Genomic DNA, 13,328 nt, shown 5'->3' with positions numbered 1-13,328 from the left:
CCTTTTCTTCTATCACTATATCATAAGCCTGTTTTATTATATACTACAATTATTTTGTTACTTCTTTCGTTAACGATACTTCATTTTTCTCTTTCATTTCACGCTCTAGTTTTGCAATTTTCATATCAAATGTATCACGCTCATGCTCTTCATTTATACGAAGCTCTATGTCACGAATGTGATCTTCAATTTCTTCGAATCGTAAGAACGGATTATTTTCATCCATTTTATGAATTGCAGTATTCATACGACGATTTGCATGCGCCATATTTTCACGTGCCATTAGTTCCATACGCTTTGCGTTCATTTCTTTTAATTTATTTTTCATTTCAGAAAGGCGACGCTCTAACTCATCAATTTGCTCTACAACACCTGCATACATTTCTTCTAAGCGAGTTACTTGCCCTTCATAATACGCTACTTCTTCTAATGCACGTTCATGCAATTGCAATTCGCCTGCTTCTTGTGCGATGATAGCTTGCTTTGATCTTTTATTAACGAAATAACGTGCTTGCTCAAGCTCACGAGCAAAGTTAGATTTTAATGTTTTATGACGCTGAATTAACTTCTCAATTTTTGATATTTCACGCTCACTATCGCGTAAATATTGGTTTAACATAGCAATTGGATTTTTTCTTTCTTTCTCATCTAACACATTATGAAAATCAGCTAAAATTGCATCGCGTACACGTCCGAATAAAGATTGTTTCATTATAATCTTCCTCTCTTCTACTTCATAGTTTGATTTATTTTATATTAGTTTTTCATTAACTTGTTCCACTCATCTTCAAAGTTGCTATATGGCTTAGAACTTTCCGGAGCAGAATCAACAACTACATTTTTTCCTTTTTTCCACTCACGGTATCCGTAGTATAAAACTACTAATGCTGCGATGCCGATTAATGCTGGGGAATGAGAAAGTGCAATGGACAAACCGATTAAACCAACAATACCCCAAGCTAACTTTCCAAAAAACGATTTAGCTCGCACAAATGATTTATAGCTCCAGTACACAACTCCTGCTCCAATGGCAAATCCTACAATACCAGCAAGACTACCAAGAGCAATTAAAGCCAAAATACCGGCCGCGATAAACGCTAGAAATTGTTTCATCTTGTGCTCGCCTCCCTTCGATTTGATACTCTTATCTTAACTATTTTTTCATTTTTTCATAACGAGCTTAAGAACTGTTTTCGACTCAGACTTAAGACCGAGTTGCATTCAGCCTTTTGTGAAAATATAAGGAAAGATAGGATAACTCACTCTTTTATCGCACATAAAAAGCCGTACAGAGAATATTCTCTGTACGGCTTCTGTTGCTACTAATAAAACTCATATTTAATTATGCTGTTTTATGATACTCTTTTTTTTCCGCCACTTTAGAAAACCTCGGGAAACCAATTAATATAGAAATGATTCCACATACTCCAACTAAAATTGGATAAAATGCATATGGTAACAATTCGACCGGAGATAACGCAGCAAATCCTGCCGCTGTTAACATTTGAGCACCATATGGGATTAATCCTTGCACACAACATGAGAAAAGATCTAATACACTCGCTGATTTACGGGGATCAATTTCATACTGATCCGCAATGTTTTTCGCAAGCGGACCTGTAAAGATAATCGAAATCGTATTATTTGCTGTACACATATTCGTCATGCTCACTAAACCAGCTATACCAAATTCCGCTCCTTTTTTCGAACGAATATTACGCGTTAAAAGATTCATTAAATATTGAATACCACCATTATATTGGATCAGTTCAACCATACCACCGATTAATATAGCAAGTAGTACTAGCTCCATCATACCGCCCATTCCAGTCGTTATACTTTTAAAGAAACTCTCTAACGTGTAACTTCCATCTATAAGGCCGATAGCACCTGATAATACTGTTCCACCAGTTAACACAATAAGTACATTCCAACCAAGTAGTGCTGTAATAAGTACTCCTGCATACGGTAAAATCTTTATCCAGTCAAAACTATGAGCTTTAACTTGTGTATCACTTCCTAAAGTAATTATTACTAATAGTACAATTGTAATAATAGCGGCTGGTAATACAATTAAAAAGTTCGTTTTAAACTTATCTTTCATTTCTGTTCCTTGTGAACGAACAGCTGCGATTGTCGTATCTGAAATAAATGATAAATTATCACCAAACATCGCTCCGCCCACAACAGTAGCCATCGCAAGTGCAATTGAGATATCAGTTTGCCCACTAATACCTACAGCAATCGGTGCTAATGCAGCAATTGTTCCCATTGAAGTTCCCATCGCTAATGAAATAAATGCCCCTATAACAAAAATTCCAGCAACGATAAATCCTTGGGGTAAAATAGATAACGCTAAGTTAACAGTGGAATCTACTCCACCCATTCCTTTTGCTGTTTCAGAAAACGCCCCTGCAAGTACAAAAATCAGAACCATGATCATAATATCAGGGTTTCCTGCACCTTTAGCAAATCGTTCTACTTTCACATTAAAGCTTTCCTTACGATTCATCACTAAAGCAATTCCTACAGCAATTGAAATCGCTACAAGTATCGGCAATTTATAGAAATCACCTGTAATAATCCCAGAACCAATAAATAGCGCCAAAAATATTCCAAGTGGTAATAAAGCTAAACCATTTCCTCTCGTTTCTTTCAAAGTATCATCTCTCCCTAGTTTTCAACCTTTTCTAATGAATAACAAAAGACCTCTTCCGAAAAGAAGAGGTCTTATACATCTATAAGAAACGCTCTTCTCATCATTCAAGCACATGCTTGCTGGATTTGGCACAGCACTCTGAAATCGAGTCCGCTGCCGAGGCATCGTAGGGCCAGTCCCTCCGCCTCTCTTTATAAGAAGGTTTCATATTTAATTTTTAATAATAATTTCTTTCCTAACTTTACTCGCTTACAAAACAAAAGTCAATTATTTTTTGTATAGATTTTTTTGGTAATTATACAAAAACACGAATACACCAATCATTTTAACTTTTCAATTTCTTTATCCAATATTGAGATCCAATAAAATTTTCTATTTTTTATGGTCGCTATAATCCATTTTGTTGTATTCCATGCTAACTCATATTCTTCTTTTGTAACATCACCAGTTTTATAAGCATCCTCTAACTCGTCTTCATCCAGTACATAGATTTCACCGTTCGGTAACAATACTACATCTAAGTATAAATCATCAAAATAAGGTAAACCACGATCGTCTATTTTAAATTCTTTCGTCACATCGATATAATATTGCACTAATTGTTTTTGATTGTCTAACATAGCTGTAATTGCAAAGTTTTTCCCATTTATAAAGTATTGCATCCATGTATACCCACCATCTGCAATGCAAAGCTCTTTACTATTGTATTCTTTATAACTAGGCTCTCTCACCTTTTTTATATCCAATATTCCTAACATACCTGCTTCAGCTTGTTTTACTGTGTATGTCTTCTCTAGTAATCGCTTCCACGTAGAACCATCACCGTACTTACGTTTCATAACTTTCTCTCCTCTTCTACATACAGAAAAGCTCTCACATAATATGTGAGAGCTTTATAAATCATAATTAAGCCGCTTGACCTTTTTCAGAAATCTCTTTTAAATAGGCTTGTCCTTTTTCAGCGTCATATTGACCTTCCCACTTAGACATAACTACAGCCGCTAAAGAGTTACCTACAACGTTAACTGCTGTACGAGCCATATCTAAAATACGGTCAATACCTGCGATAAATGCTAAACCTTCTGCTGGAATACCTACTGTACCAAGTGTTGCTAATAGTACAACGAATGATACGCCCGGTACACCCGCGATACCTTTTGATGTAACCATTAATACAAGTAATAATGTAATTTGTTGTGTAATGGATAAATCAATACCATACATTTGCGCTAAGAAAATTGCCGCAATTGCTTGATATAATGTTGATCCATCTAAGTTAAATGAATAACCTGTCGGAATAACGAAAGATGTAATTGCTTTCGGACAACCGAATTTCTCCATTTTCTCCATAATTTTCGGTAAAACTGTTTCTGAACTTGCTGTAGAATACGCTAAGATCAGCTCGTCTTTTAAAATTTTAAAGAATTGGAAAATGTTAATACCGAATATTTTCGCTGTAAGTCCTAATACTACTACAACGAAGAAGATCATTGCTCCATATACGACAATTAGTAATTTTCCTAATGGAATCAATGAAGCTAAACCGAATGTAGAAACTGTAACACCAATTAATGCAAATACACCAAATGGTGCGAATTTCATAACTTGGTTCGTTACGTAAAACATTGCATCAGCTACACCTTGGAAAAATTGAAGAACCGGTCTTCCTCTTTCACCAATCGCTGCAACCCCTAAACCAAATAGTACAGAGAAGAAAATAATGGCAAGCATATCACCATCAGCTAATGATTTCATAATATTCGTCGGAACAATATTTACAAATGTATCCGCGAACGAATGACTTTGTACTTGCTCTGTCGTAGCTGTATATTTTGAAATATCTGTCTTCGTTAATTTATCCATATCGACGCCGTTTCCTGGTTGGAAAATATTCGCTACCAATAGACCGACAACAATCGCAATCGTTGTAATAATTTCAAAGTAAAGAATTGTTTTTCCGCCTAATCGACCTAACTTTTTAATATCACCAACACCAGCAACCCCAACAACAATACTTGCTACAACAATCGGTACAACGATCATTTTAATTAATCGGATGAAAATATCACCAATTGGTTGTAAGTACTTCACCACTGCCGGATTGTCAAAGAAAATCGCCCCAACTGCAATACCAAGCACAAGTCCTATTAAAATTTGCCATGCAAGTCCTATTCTTTTCATACTTGTGGTAACCCCCTCTTCGATGTGTCACTCTATCTCTCATTCTATCTCTATAAAACATGAAATTAAGAGTATTACATATTATTCGACAATTCACTACATTTTGTCCCTGTTAAAAATCATAAATCAAAAAATTAAATCTGACAACAAAATAACTTTTCCCGAACGCAAATAATTTTCTTGACAAAAACAAATCCCATGTCAGAAAACCTCACATGAGAACGATTCCTCACTAATGATTTATAGGTTTTTAAAGTAATGTTTCATCATGGAAAACTCCATCATTTTCCATGATTTTTTTAGAAAAAAAATAGAAATTGATACCTTTTTCTATACATTCAAGAATTTTAACTTTATGACAAACACTACGAAAAGGTGCTAAATTCCGACAAAACTTAGCAAGTTTATAAAGTTTTCTTTACATTATGATTACAACGATAGACACCCTTCTTCTTCTTATGATATATACATTCATAGGGAAAGGAGCAAGACAACAATGAAAAAGAAATTTGCAGCGTTTAGTGTTTTAGCAGCTGGAACAATTTTCGTTTCCCCGTTACTTTCACCCGTATACGCTGAAACGAATGAAAATAAATTATCTAATATTCAATCTGAATTAGAAGGCAAACAAAATGACTTACAAAATAAATCAGCTGAGAAAGAACAAATAGAAAAAGAAATCCAAGAATTACAAAAGAAAATCGACGAATTAACTACTTCTATTAATAAAAACGAGGCTGAATTAAACGATACAAAAAAAGAAATTAGCAAAACGCAGCAAGTTATTGCTGAAAAAAAGAAACATATAGAGCAATTACAAACGAACATAGATACACGGCAGGAAGTTATTAAACAACGACTACAATCTATGCAAGAAAAGCCTCGTACGAGTATCATTACAGAAGTAATAACAAGTTCTGCAAATATTGCCGATCTTGTTGATAATATGTATTCTGTAAGTTTAATTTTAAATAACGATACAGATATTGTAAAAAAACAAACAAGTGATCAAAATGCTGTAACGACAGAAAAAGAAGCCGTTGAAAAAAAAGAGCAACAACTGAAAGAATCCGAGCAAAAATTAGTACAAAAACAACAAGAGTTACAAAATAACCAACAACAGCAACAAACTCTTATTAAAGATCTACATACGAAAGTATCAAAAGTAGATTCCGAGATTGAAGGATTAGAAGAGTCACAAGGTATTTTAGAAAACCAGCGTCAAGCTGTTCAAAAAGCAATTGAAGAAGAAAAACGTGCGGAAGAAGCTCGGAAAGCTGAAGAGGCACGTAAGGCTGAGGAAGCAAAAAAACAAGCCACCGCTTCTGCTAAAGAAAGCACACAATCCGCACCAACACCGCAAGATACGAACAAAGGTGGATTTATTAAGCCAGCCGCTGGATCAAAAACTTCTGGATTTGGCACACGTTCTTTAGATAACCATAAAGGAATCGATATCGCAGCTTCGGGGACAGTTCCAATTATTGCCGCTGCAGATGGCGTTGTTATCCGTTCAGAATTATCCTCTAGTTACGGAAACGTTGTCTACTTATCTCACCGTGTTAACGGAAAAACATATACGACAGTGTACGCACATATGAATAGCCGCTCTGTATCCAATGGACAAACTGTAAAACAAGGCGATCAACTTGGCTTCATGGGAAATACTGGACAATCTTTTGGACAACATTTACACTTCGAACTTCATATTGGAGAATGGAATGTCGGTAAGACAAACGCAGTTGATCCATCTCCTTATATCGGACTATAAAAAAACTCGGTGCATACCGAGTTTTTTTACTACCATTTCACACTTTATAGGCATTTCACATAGACTACAACTACATGCCTATATTTTGCGGGGGGATCAATATGAATACACAATTACAAGAAGAAATAGAGGAAGCGAGGGAAACATACATCGGCCGATTATTTACATTTGGCGGCTCAGCGTTATTTTTAATTGGATCATTTATCGCCGTTGTCACAGCTTATAAAGCATATAATCGCTTATTAAATACATCTACAACATAATAAAAAGACGGAGAAATCTCCGTCTTTTTATTATGCAAACATTTTAAATACGCCTACCGCATTTAAAAATACGATAATTACAGTTACCGGAATAACATAGCGAAGTAAGAAGAACCAAATGTTAAATAATGTTTTCCCTTTCGTTTCCGTAACTTCTAATTCTTTCATTAATAACTCTTTATTCATTTTATTTGGTACGAATAGCGAAATGGCTAGTACTCCTAATGGCAGTAATACATTACTTACCGAAAAATCGACGAAATCAAAGAATGTCTTACCAAATATTTTCACATCACTCATAATTCCAAACGATAACGCTGATGGAATTCCAACTGCGAAAATAAGAATACCAATTAATAACGAAGCTGACGGACGCTTCTTCTCATTATCTTTCGCAACAGATGCTACTACAATTTCAAGCATTGAAATCGCAGATGTTAAAGTCGCAAAGAAGAATAACACTAAAAACATAATGAAGAAAAATTGTCCAAATGGAATTTTCGCAAAGACAGCAGGAAGAACGATAAACAGTAGCCCTGGTCCTTCTGTCGGTTTAACTCCTAATGCGAAAATCGCCGGAAAAATCGCTAATCCTGCAAGTACTGTAATAAATACAGTTAAACTTACAATAGATGTTGCTGATTTAGCTAAATGCTCTTCTTTCTTTAAATACGAACTATACGTTACCATTACCGAGGCACCTACCGTTAGTGAGAAGAAAGATTGTCCCATCGCATATAAAATCGTATCTGCTGTAAGCTTTGAAAAATCTGGTTTTAAGAAGAACTCTACCCCAGCCATAGCACCATCAAGTGTTAATGCACGAATAATGATAGCAATAAATAAAATGAATAATAGCGGCATCATGTACTTACTTGCTTTTTCTATGCCTTTTTCCACACCTTTACTAACAACAAAAATGGTACAAAGCATAAAGATGAATTGCGCCCCAATCGCACTTACTGGATTTGAAATTGTTTCAGCAAACAATTGCCCATAATCGACTACCCCGTTCCAGAAACTACCTGTGACACTATAGTATAAATAAAGTAAAATCCATCCACCTACAACACTATAAAAAGATAGTACGCTAAAACAAGTAACAACTCCCATACGACCAATCCAAGGATATAACTTGCTATTCGGTACTAATACTTTATAAGCTGTAACTGCCTCTTTTTGAGTACTACGGCCAATAACAAATTCAGCTAAAAGAAGGGGCATACCAATAAATACAGTTAATAGTAAGAATACAAGGAAGAATGCGCCTCCCCCTCCATTACCTGCAACATATGGAAACTTCCATATTGCACCAAGACCTACTGCGGCTCCGGCTGCTGCGAGTACAAATCCAATTTTCGACGTCCATTGCTGTGTTTCTTTCATCATAATTTCTCCTTTTCTGAATATTATAACTTTTATCAATTATACACTTTCATTTCATACTCGCACACCTCCTTTAGAAAATAAAAAAGTCCCCTACACGCAAATATGCATGTAGAGGACGATATATGTAATATAAATACCGTGGTACCACCTCAATTGGATTGATAAATCCCACTTGTTCAAGTACAGGAAAATTCCGATACTCTATCCTTTTAACGGCGGAACCCGGGTTGCCTACTGCAATGTTCAGCATACCTCTCGCAAGCCCATTCTGTATATTTTATCGTACCGGGCTCACACCTTACCCCAGTTCTCTGAACGCCTCAAATATACGTACTCTTCTTGCTCATCGATTTCATCTATTGAAGTTACTTGTGATTATAAATTATATTTTTATATTTGTAAAGGACAATTCACTCACTATCCTATATAAATTCCCCTCTCTAATTCTTGTAAAAAAAGCTCTCTTTTTTGTTCACTTTGAACATATATCGACTTTAATACTTCTTGCAACAATATATTTTTTTGCCTTTTCTCTACTTGTAATTCTTTCACTTTTATTCTAACTTCATATAAAAAATCAAGATACAATTCATACTTCTCATCATATTTATTTGCGATATCATCACGAATTTTTTTTGCAAGTTTCGGACTTGCCCCTCCAGTAGAAACAGCTACATTAAGTAGTCCACGATGAATTGCCGCCGGAAAATGAACATTTCCACTTTCCGGATTCGTAATAACATTTACCAGTTGATTTACCGAGGCATCTTCAGCAATTTGTTCATTTAGTACCGAATCGCTAGTCGCTACAACTACTAAAAAAGCATCTTTAATATCACTTTTCTCATACTCTCTTTGATACCAACGAATTTGCTTTTCTTCTACAAGTTTCACTAAATTCGCATCTAATTCTGTACTTACCACAACTATATCCGCACCTTGTTTTAGTAAAGGAATAATTTTAAACCCTGCTACTTTCCCCCCACCAATGACAACAACACGTTTCTTATCAACTCGCACTGTAAGTGGATACATATTGATCTCCCTTCAATATTTCCTCTGTTTTCTGAATTAACATCTCCCGAAACGCTACATTCTTTCCTAAATATGGACTTATTTTTATCTCTTCCGACTCATATTGACGCACTTCTTTCTCAACATGTTTCATGAGTAAGCCTGTAAATAATAAGTAAGGTAACACAACAATGTTTCGTTCTTTTTGTTCTACAATTTCTTTCAACTTCTCATCAAACTTCGGCTCCGCGGCTGCTAAATAACAAACTTCCACCTCTTTAATGTTCTCTTCTTTTTGAAATAAAGAAGAAATCCACTTTATGTCTTGTAAAGTTTCCGGATCACTACTCCCTCTTGCAACAAGCAAAAGTGTTACTTCTTCTTCATAGTCTTTAATGCCAATTCCGTTATATACCGCTTTTACAAGCACTTCTGATACACCAAATGGATTACCATACACTATTTTGATATCCGGATATTCCTCGTTTAACTTTCGTAATTCGAGCGGAATATCTTTCTTTACATGTCCTGCCGCTAATAAAAAAACAGGAATGGCGACAATCTCTGTAGCACCACGCTTCACACATGTACGAAATCCTTCTTCAATAGAAGGACTCGCTAGCTCTAAAAAACAAATTTCTTGAATATTTGCCTCTACACGGTTCATACATGACGTAATAAATGCAACCGCTTCTTCTTTTGCTGCTTTCAAACGACTTCCATGACATATATATATAACAGCCTTCATTTTACAATACTCCGCTTACTTGATATGCATTTTCCGTTTGTTTCTCAAACCAATGTATCTTTTCTCTAAAACGGACAACTTCTCCAATAACAATCATACTCGGATTTTGAATTTGTTCTTTTTTGGCAACATCTACAATTGTTCCTAACGTCGCTGTAACAGTACGCTGCATAGATGTCGTTCCCCACTCAATGATAGCGGCAGGTGTATTTTGATCTTTTCCATGTTTTATAAGTTGTTCACATATATAAGGTAAATTACTAACCCCCATATAGACCGCTAATGTATCCACACCTTTCGCTAAACTTTCCCACTTCACTTCCTCTTCAGCACCTTCTTTCCGGTGCCCTGTCACAACAGCAAAACTTGCACTTGCATCGCGGTGCGTTACTGGAATTCCAGCGTAAGCAGGAGCAGCTATACCAGCTGAAATACCAGGAATAATTTCAAATGGGATACTTTGCTTCGCTAACGCTTCAGCTTCTTCTCCACCTCTTCCAAATACAAATGGATCTCCGCCCTTAAGCCTCGTTACAACTTTTCCTTTTTTCGCATATTTAATAAGAAATGTGTTAATTGTCTCTTGCTTCATCGTGTGATAATTCGGGAGTTTCCCGCAATAAATTAAATCTGCCTCAGGCTTTGCATAAGAAAGTAACTCTTTATTCACAAGGCGATCATATAAAATAACATCTGCCTTCTCAATACATTTCAACCCTTTAACAGTAATTAAATCCGGATCACCAGGACCCGCCCCGACGATATAAACCTTCCCCATCATCTCTCCTCATTTCTACTATAAAATGAAACTTCCACTCTTCATCACGAATGGAAGTTACCCTTATTTCGTATTACACTGCTCCTTACTCATGAATAACAAATGCCGCGCCTTTTCGAATCTTCTTTTTTTCATATAAAGAGAGTTCTTTCACTTCTGGTAGCGGTAAAAAGTATTTTTCAAGTTCTATCTCCGCAAGCTTAAATGCTTGTTCTTCACTTTGAGCAACAACGACTATCGGAACAACACTATTCGCTAATACAGCTTCAAATCGATATAAATCCATATTGTCCCTCCTAAGACGCTATTACTTCTTCTAATACACGATTTAGTACAATTTGTAATTCTTCCACTCCAACACGTCCTACGAAATCATAAAACGTTTCGGCTAGTAATTTATTCTTTTGGAAATAACTTAAAAAGGACACGAGAACATCCGGCAAATCTTCTCCATCTATTTTCCCTTTTAATTTTTCGTTATATGCTCCTCCGTCTAATAGCGTTCCGCCCACATATATTTCAAACGCCTCAACGATTCCCTTTTCCTTCGTTTTCAGTTTTACCCCTTGCAAACCAATATCAGCAATTTGACGTTGACCACAGGAGTTCGGGCATCCTACCATGTGAATTCGAACTGGAACATCGAGTGCAATTTGTGTATCTAAGTACTCTGCGATTTTGCGTAATCTTTCTTTCGTTTCTACTAACGCAAGATTGCAATACTCAATACCAGTACATGAAACCGCATGACCAATAAATGATTTCGGATTTGCAGAAATTGCTTCAAACAACGGTTCACTTAATAATCCTGCAACATTTTCCGGCGGAATATTCGGAACAATGAAGTTTTGAGAGTTACAAGTTCGAATTTGCCCGTTTCCATATTTCTTTGCAATTCTTGCAATCTCAAACATTTCCTCTGCATGTAAACGTCCTACTGGTACATTAAAGCCGACATACTTTAATCCTTCTTGTTTTTGATCTTGAACGCCATAAAAGTATCCTGCATTCCAGCCTTTGAGAGCACTTTCCCCTTTACCTTGCAACGGGCCTGTGTATTCTACTAGTTTCTCTTTAAATTTCTCAGCGCCCCAGTCAGCGACAAGAAATTTCAAACGTGCTAAGTGGCGTTTTTCACGATATCCAAAATCACGGAATATAGTAGCAATTGCAATCGATACTGCCTTCACTTCTTCTGGTAAAACAAATACATCTAATTCTTCCGCTAAGTACGGACGAGCTGATAAGCCTCCGCCTACTTTTATATGAAAACCAACTTTTTTCTCACCATCTATTTCTTTCGTAGCAGGTGTAAATGCCACACAGTTAATTTCAGCATTTGCTGAATTATAAATGTTAGAACTAATAGACATTTTAAATTTACGTGGTAGATTAGAAAACTCTTCATTATGTTGGAAGTAATCGTATATTTCTTTAACAATCGATGTTGTATCAAATAGTTCATTCGCATCAATTCCAGCAAGCGGATTACCTGTAATATTACGCGTAATATCACCGCATGCCCCTGCTGAAGATAAACCAACTCTCGCTAATCTTTTAAAAATATCCGGAATTTGCCCAATTTCTAACCAATGAAACTGAATCGCCTGTCTTGTCGTAATATCTAACACATCACGCCCATAATCTTCAGCGATGGAAGCTAGCACCTCTGCCTGCGCATTTGTAATGATCCCAGAAGGAATATTAACACGCATCATAAAATAGCCAGCTTCTTTTGGTCGTTGCAAATACAATCCCGCCCATTTAAAGGCATCCCACTCTTCTTTCGGAATAGATTCAAATCCATTCTCCGCATAGTAAGGAATGTTATTAAAGATTTCTAACCCATCTTTTTCTAATTTATTTTTCTCTGTCTGATTTAATTTTTCATTATTAGCCCACACTTTTTCATAACTCATCTTTTATCCCCCTATATGAAACTACGCTCTTGTAAGTACTTCACAATTTGTTCTGCACATTCTTCAATAGAATACTTGTGCGTTTCTACAATTAATTCTGCTCGTTCTGGTTCCTCATATGGTGAATCAATGCCCGTAAACTGCTTAACATCACCTTGTCTCGCTTTTTTATAAAGTCCTTTCGGATCACGTTTCTCACATTCTTCAATTGGACACTTCACAAAGACTTCAATAAATTCATTTGCTGCCAAAAGGTCTCTAACTTGTTTACGATCTACTCGATATGGTGAAATAAACGCTGTAAGGACAACTGTTCCTTCATCTACAAATAGCTTCGCCACTTCACCAATGCGCCTTATATTTTCCATACGATCACTTTCAGAAAAACCTAAATCTTTATTTAAACCGTGGCGGATGTTATCTCCATCTAATACATAGTTTCCGATATTGTTTTCAAATAGTTTCCGAGCCACCGCATTTGCTACTGTTGATTTACCCGAAGCTGATAAGCCCGTAAACCAAATTACAAAACTATGATGACCATTCTTCTCTCTTCTCTCACCCTTTGAAACAGACGCTGCATGCCAAGTAATATTTGTATCCATC

At 36.1% G+C, this 13,328-nt stretch carries 14 protein-coding genes, 1 riboswitch and 1 other annotated feature; of the genes, 2 read left to right on the top strand and 12 right to left on the bottom strand.

Annotated features, from left to right (window positions below):
• Nucleotides 1–49: 49 nt before the first annotated feature.
• The 5 genes from FT637_RS08060 to gltP all read right to left on the bottom strand — a co-directional run bounded on the left by FT637_RS08060 (nucleotide 50) and on the right by gltP (nucleotide 4,840).
• Complete coding sequence (locus tag FT637_RS08060; protein ID WP_193645838.1) at nucleotides 50–712, bottom strand: PspA/IM30 family protein; 663 nt, start codon at nucleotides 710–712, stop codon at nucleotides 50–52.
• Between the two features lie 44 nt (nucleotides 713–756).
• Complete coding sequence (locus FT637_RS08055; RefSeq protein ID WP_002149463.1) at nucleotides 757–1,113, bottom strand: hypothetical protein; 357 nt, start codon at nucleotides 1,111–1,113, stop codon at nucleotides 757–759.
• A gap of 229 nt (nucleotides 1,114–1,342) precedes the next feature.
• Nucleotides 1,343–2,659 (bottom strand): Na+/H+ antiporter NhaC family protein, encoded by a 1,317-nt coding sequence (locus FT637_RS08050; RefSeq protein ID WP_193645837.1) that lies wholly within the window; start codon nucleotides 2,657–2,659, stop codon nucleotides 1,343–1,345.
• A gap of 94 nt (nucleotides 2,660–2,753) precedes the next feature.
• Nucleotides 2,754–2,859, bottom strand: a riboswitch (SAM riboswitch).
• A 120-nt stretch (nucleotides 2,860–2,979) separates the two neighbouring features.
• The gene (locus tag FT637_RS08045; protein ID WP_193645836.1) at nucleotides 2,980–3,498 is read right to left on the bottom strand and encodes a DUF402 domain-containing protein; all 519 of its coding nucleotides are present in this window, start codon (nucleotides 3,496–3,498) and stop codon (nucleotides 2,980–2,982) included.
• Nucleotides 3,499–3,565: 67 nt separating this feature from the next.
• A complete protein-coding gene (gene gltP, locus FT637_RS08040; protein ID WP_193645835.1) occupies nucleotides 3,566–4,840 on the bottom strand; it encodes a glutamate/aspartate:proton symporter GltP in 1,275 nt (424 codons plus the stop codon).
• Between the two features lie 496 nt (nucleotides 4,841–5,336).
• On the opposite strand from gltP, the gene FT637_RS08035 reads away from it, so the two are divergent.
• Nucleotides 5,337–6,611, top strand: a complete 1,275-nt coding sequence (locus FT637_RS08035) for a murein hydrolase activator EnvC family protein (protein ID WP_193645834.1) — start codon at nucleotides 5,337–5,339, stop codon at nucleotides 6,609–6,611.
• Nucleotides 6,612–6,712: 101 nt separating this feature from the next.
• Nucleotides 6,713–6,874 (top strand): hypothetical protein, encoded by a 162-nt coding sequence (locus FT637_RS08030; RefSeq protein ID WP_002158647.1) that lies wholly within the window; start codon nucleotides 6,713–6,715, stop codon nucleotides 6,872–6,874.
• 30 nt (nucleotides 6,875–6,904) lie between these two features.
• On the opposite strand, the gene FT637_RS08025 is transcribed toward FT637_RS08030, so the two are convergent.
• The 7 genes from FT637_RS08025 to cysC form a co-directional block, all read right to left on the bottom strand.
• On the bottom strand, nucleotides 6,905–8,260 hold the full coding sequence (locus FT637_RS08025; RefSeq protein WP_193645833.1) for a sodium-dependent transporter: 1,356 nt from the start codon (nucleotides 8,258–8,260) through the stop codon (nucleotides 6,905–6,907).
• 111 nt (nucleotides 8,261–8,371) lie between these two features.
• Nucleotides 8,372–8,619, bottom strand: a binding site (T-box leader).
• A gap of 61 nt (nucleotides 8,620–8,680) precedes the next feature.
• Entirely contained in the window at nucleotides 8,681–9,298 is a 618-nt protein-coding gene (locus FT637_RS08020) for an NAD(P)-binding protein (RefSeq protein ID WP_193645832.1), read from the bottom strand.
• Nucleotides 9,273–10,025, bottom strand: coding sequence for a sirohydrochlorin chelatase (locus FT637_RS08015; protein ID WP_193645831.1), 753 nt, complete (start codon nucleotides 10,023–10,025; stop codon nucleotides 9,273–9,275). The genes FT637_RS08020 and FT637_RS08015 overlap by 26 nt, the downstream gene beginning before the upstream one ends.
• Nucleotide 10,026: 1 nt before the next feature.
• Nucleotides 10,027–10,803 carry a uroporphyrinogen-III C-methyltransferase gene (gene cobA / locus FT637_RS08010; RefSeq protein ID WP_193645830.1) on the bottom strand — a complete coding sequence of 259 codons (777 nt, stop codon included), beginning with the start codon at nucleotides 10,801–10,803 and terminating at the stop codon, nucleotides 10,027–10,029.
• A gap of 85 nt (nucleotides 10,804–10,888) precedes the next feature.
• Nucleotides 10,889–11,089, bottom strand: a complete 201-nt coding sequence (locus FT637_RS08005) for a DUF3906 family protein (protein ID WP_070141468.1) — start codon at nucleotides 11,087–11,089, stop codon at nucleotides 10,889–10,891.
• Between the two features lie 10 nt (nucleotides 11,090–11,099).
• Nucleotides 11,100–12,722, bottom strand: coding sequence for a nitrite/sulfite reductase (locus tag FT637_RS08000; protein WP_193645829.1), 1,623 nt, complete (start codon nucleotides 12,720–12,722; stop codon nucleotides 11,100–11,102).
• Nucleotides 12,723–12,733: 11 nt separating this feature from the next.
• The gene (gene cysC, locus FT637_RS07995; RefSeq protein WP_193645828.1) at nucleotides 12,734–13,327 is read right to left on the bottom strand and encodes an adenylyl-sulfate kinase; all 594 of its coding nucleotides are present in this window, start codon (nucleotides 13,325–13,327) and stop codon (nucleotides 12,734–12,736) included.
• Nucleotide 13,328 lies beyond the last annotated feature (1 nt).

The sequence above is a fragment of the Bacillus cereus genome (assembly GCF_015071065.1).
In the GTDB taxonomy this organism is placed as follows: Bacteria; Bacillota; Bacilli; order Bacillales; family Bacillaceae_G; genus Bacillus_A; species Bacillus_A cereus_BA.
The sequence above is the reverse complement of the archived record's forward strand: the minus strand, read 5'-3'. Positions and strand labels throughout refer to the sequence as shown.

What these genes read in the sequence shown, in the direction of transcription:
- FT637_RS08060 (WP_193645838.1), bottom strand. Translation starts at nt 712, where the DNA reads ATGAAACAATCTTTATTCGGACGTGTACGCGATGCAATTTTAGCTGAT.
- FT637_RS08055 (WP_002149463.1), bottom strand. Translation starts at nt 1,113, where the DNA reads ATGAAACAATTTCTAGCGTTTATCGCGGCCGGTATTTTGGCTTTAATT.
- FT637_RS08045 (WP_193645836.1), bottom strand. Translation starts at nt 3,498, where the DNA reads ATGAAACGTAAGTACGGTGATGGTTCTACGTGGAAGCGATTACTAGAG.
- gltP (WP_193645835.1), bottom strand. Translation starts at nt 4,840, where the DNA reads ATGAAAAGAATAGGACTTGCATGGCAAATTTTAATAGGACTTGTGCTT.
- FT637_RS08035 (WP_193645834.1), top strand. Translation starts at nt 5,337, where the DNA reads ATGAAAAAGAAATTTGCAGCGTTTAGTGTTTTAGCAGCTGGAACAATT.
- FT637_RS08030 (WP_002158647.1), top strand. Translation starts at nt 6,713, where the DNA reads ATGAATACACAATTACAAGAAGAAATAGAGGAAGCGAGGGAAACATAC.
- FT637_RS08025 (WP_193645833.1), bottom strand. Translation starts at nt 8,260, where the DNA reads ATGAAAGAAACACAGCAATGGACGTCGAAAATTGGATTTGTACTCGCA.
- FT637_RS08020 (WP_193645832.1), bottom strand. Translation starts at nt 9,298, where the DNA reads ATGTATCCACTTACAGTGCGAGTTGATAAGAAACGTGTTGTTGTCATT.
- FT637_RS08015 (WP_193645831.1), bottom strand. Translation starts at nt 10,025, where the DNA reads ATGAAGGCTGTTATATATATATGTCATGGAAGTCGTTTGAAAGCAGCA.
- cobA (WP_193645830.1), bottom strand. Translation starts at nt 10,803, where the DNA reads ATGGGGAAGGTTTATATCGTCGGGGCGGGTCCTGGTGATCCGGATTTA.
- FT637_RS08005 (WP_070141468.1), bottom strand. Translation starts at nt 11,089, where the DNA reads ATGGATTTATATCGATTTGAAGCTGTATTAGCGAATAGTGTTGTTCCG.
- FT637_RS08000 (WP_193645829.1), bottom strand. Translation starts at nt 12,722, where the DNA reads ATGAGTTATGAAAAAGTGTGGGCTAATAATGAAAAATTAAATCAGACA.
- cysC (WP_193645828.1), bottom strand. Translation starts at nt 13,327, where the DNA reads ATGGATACAAATATTACTTGGCATGCAGCGTCTGTTTCAAAGGGTGAG.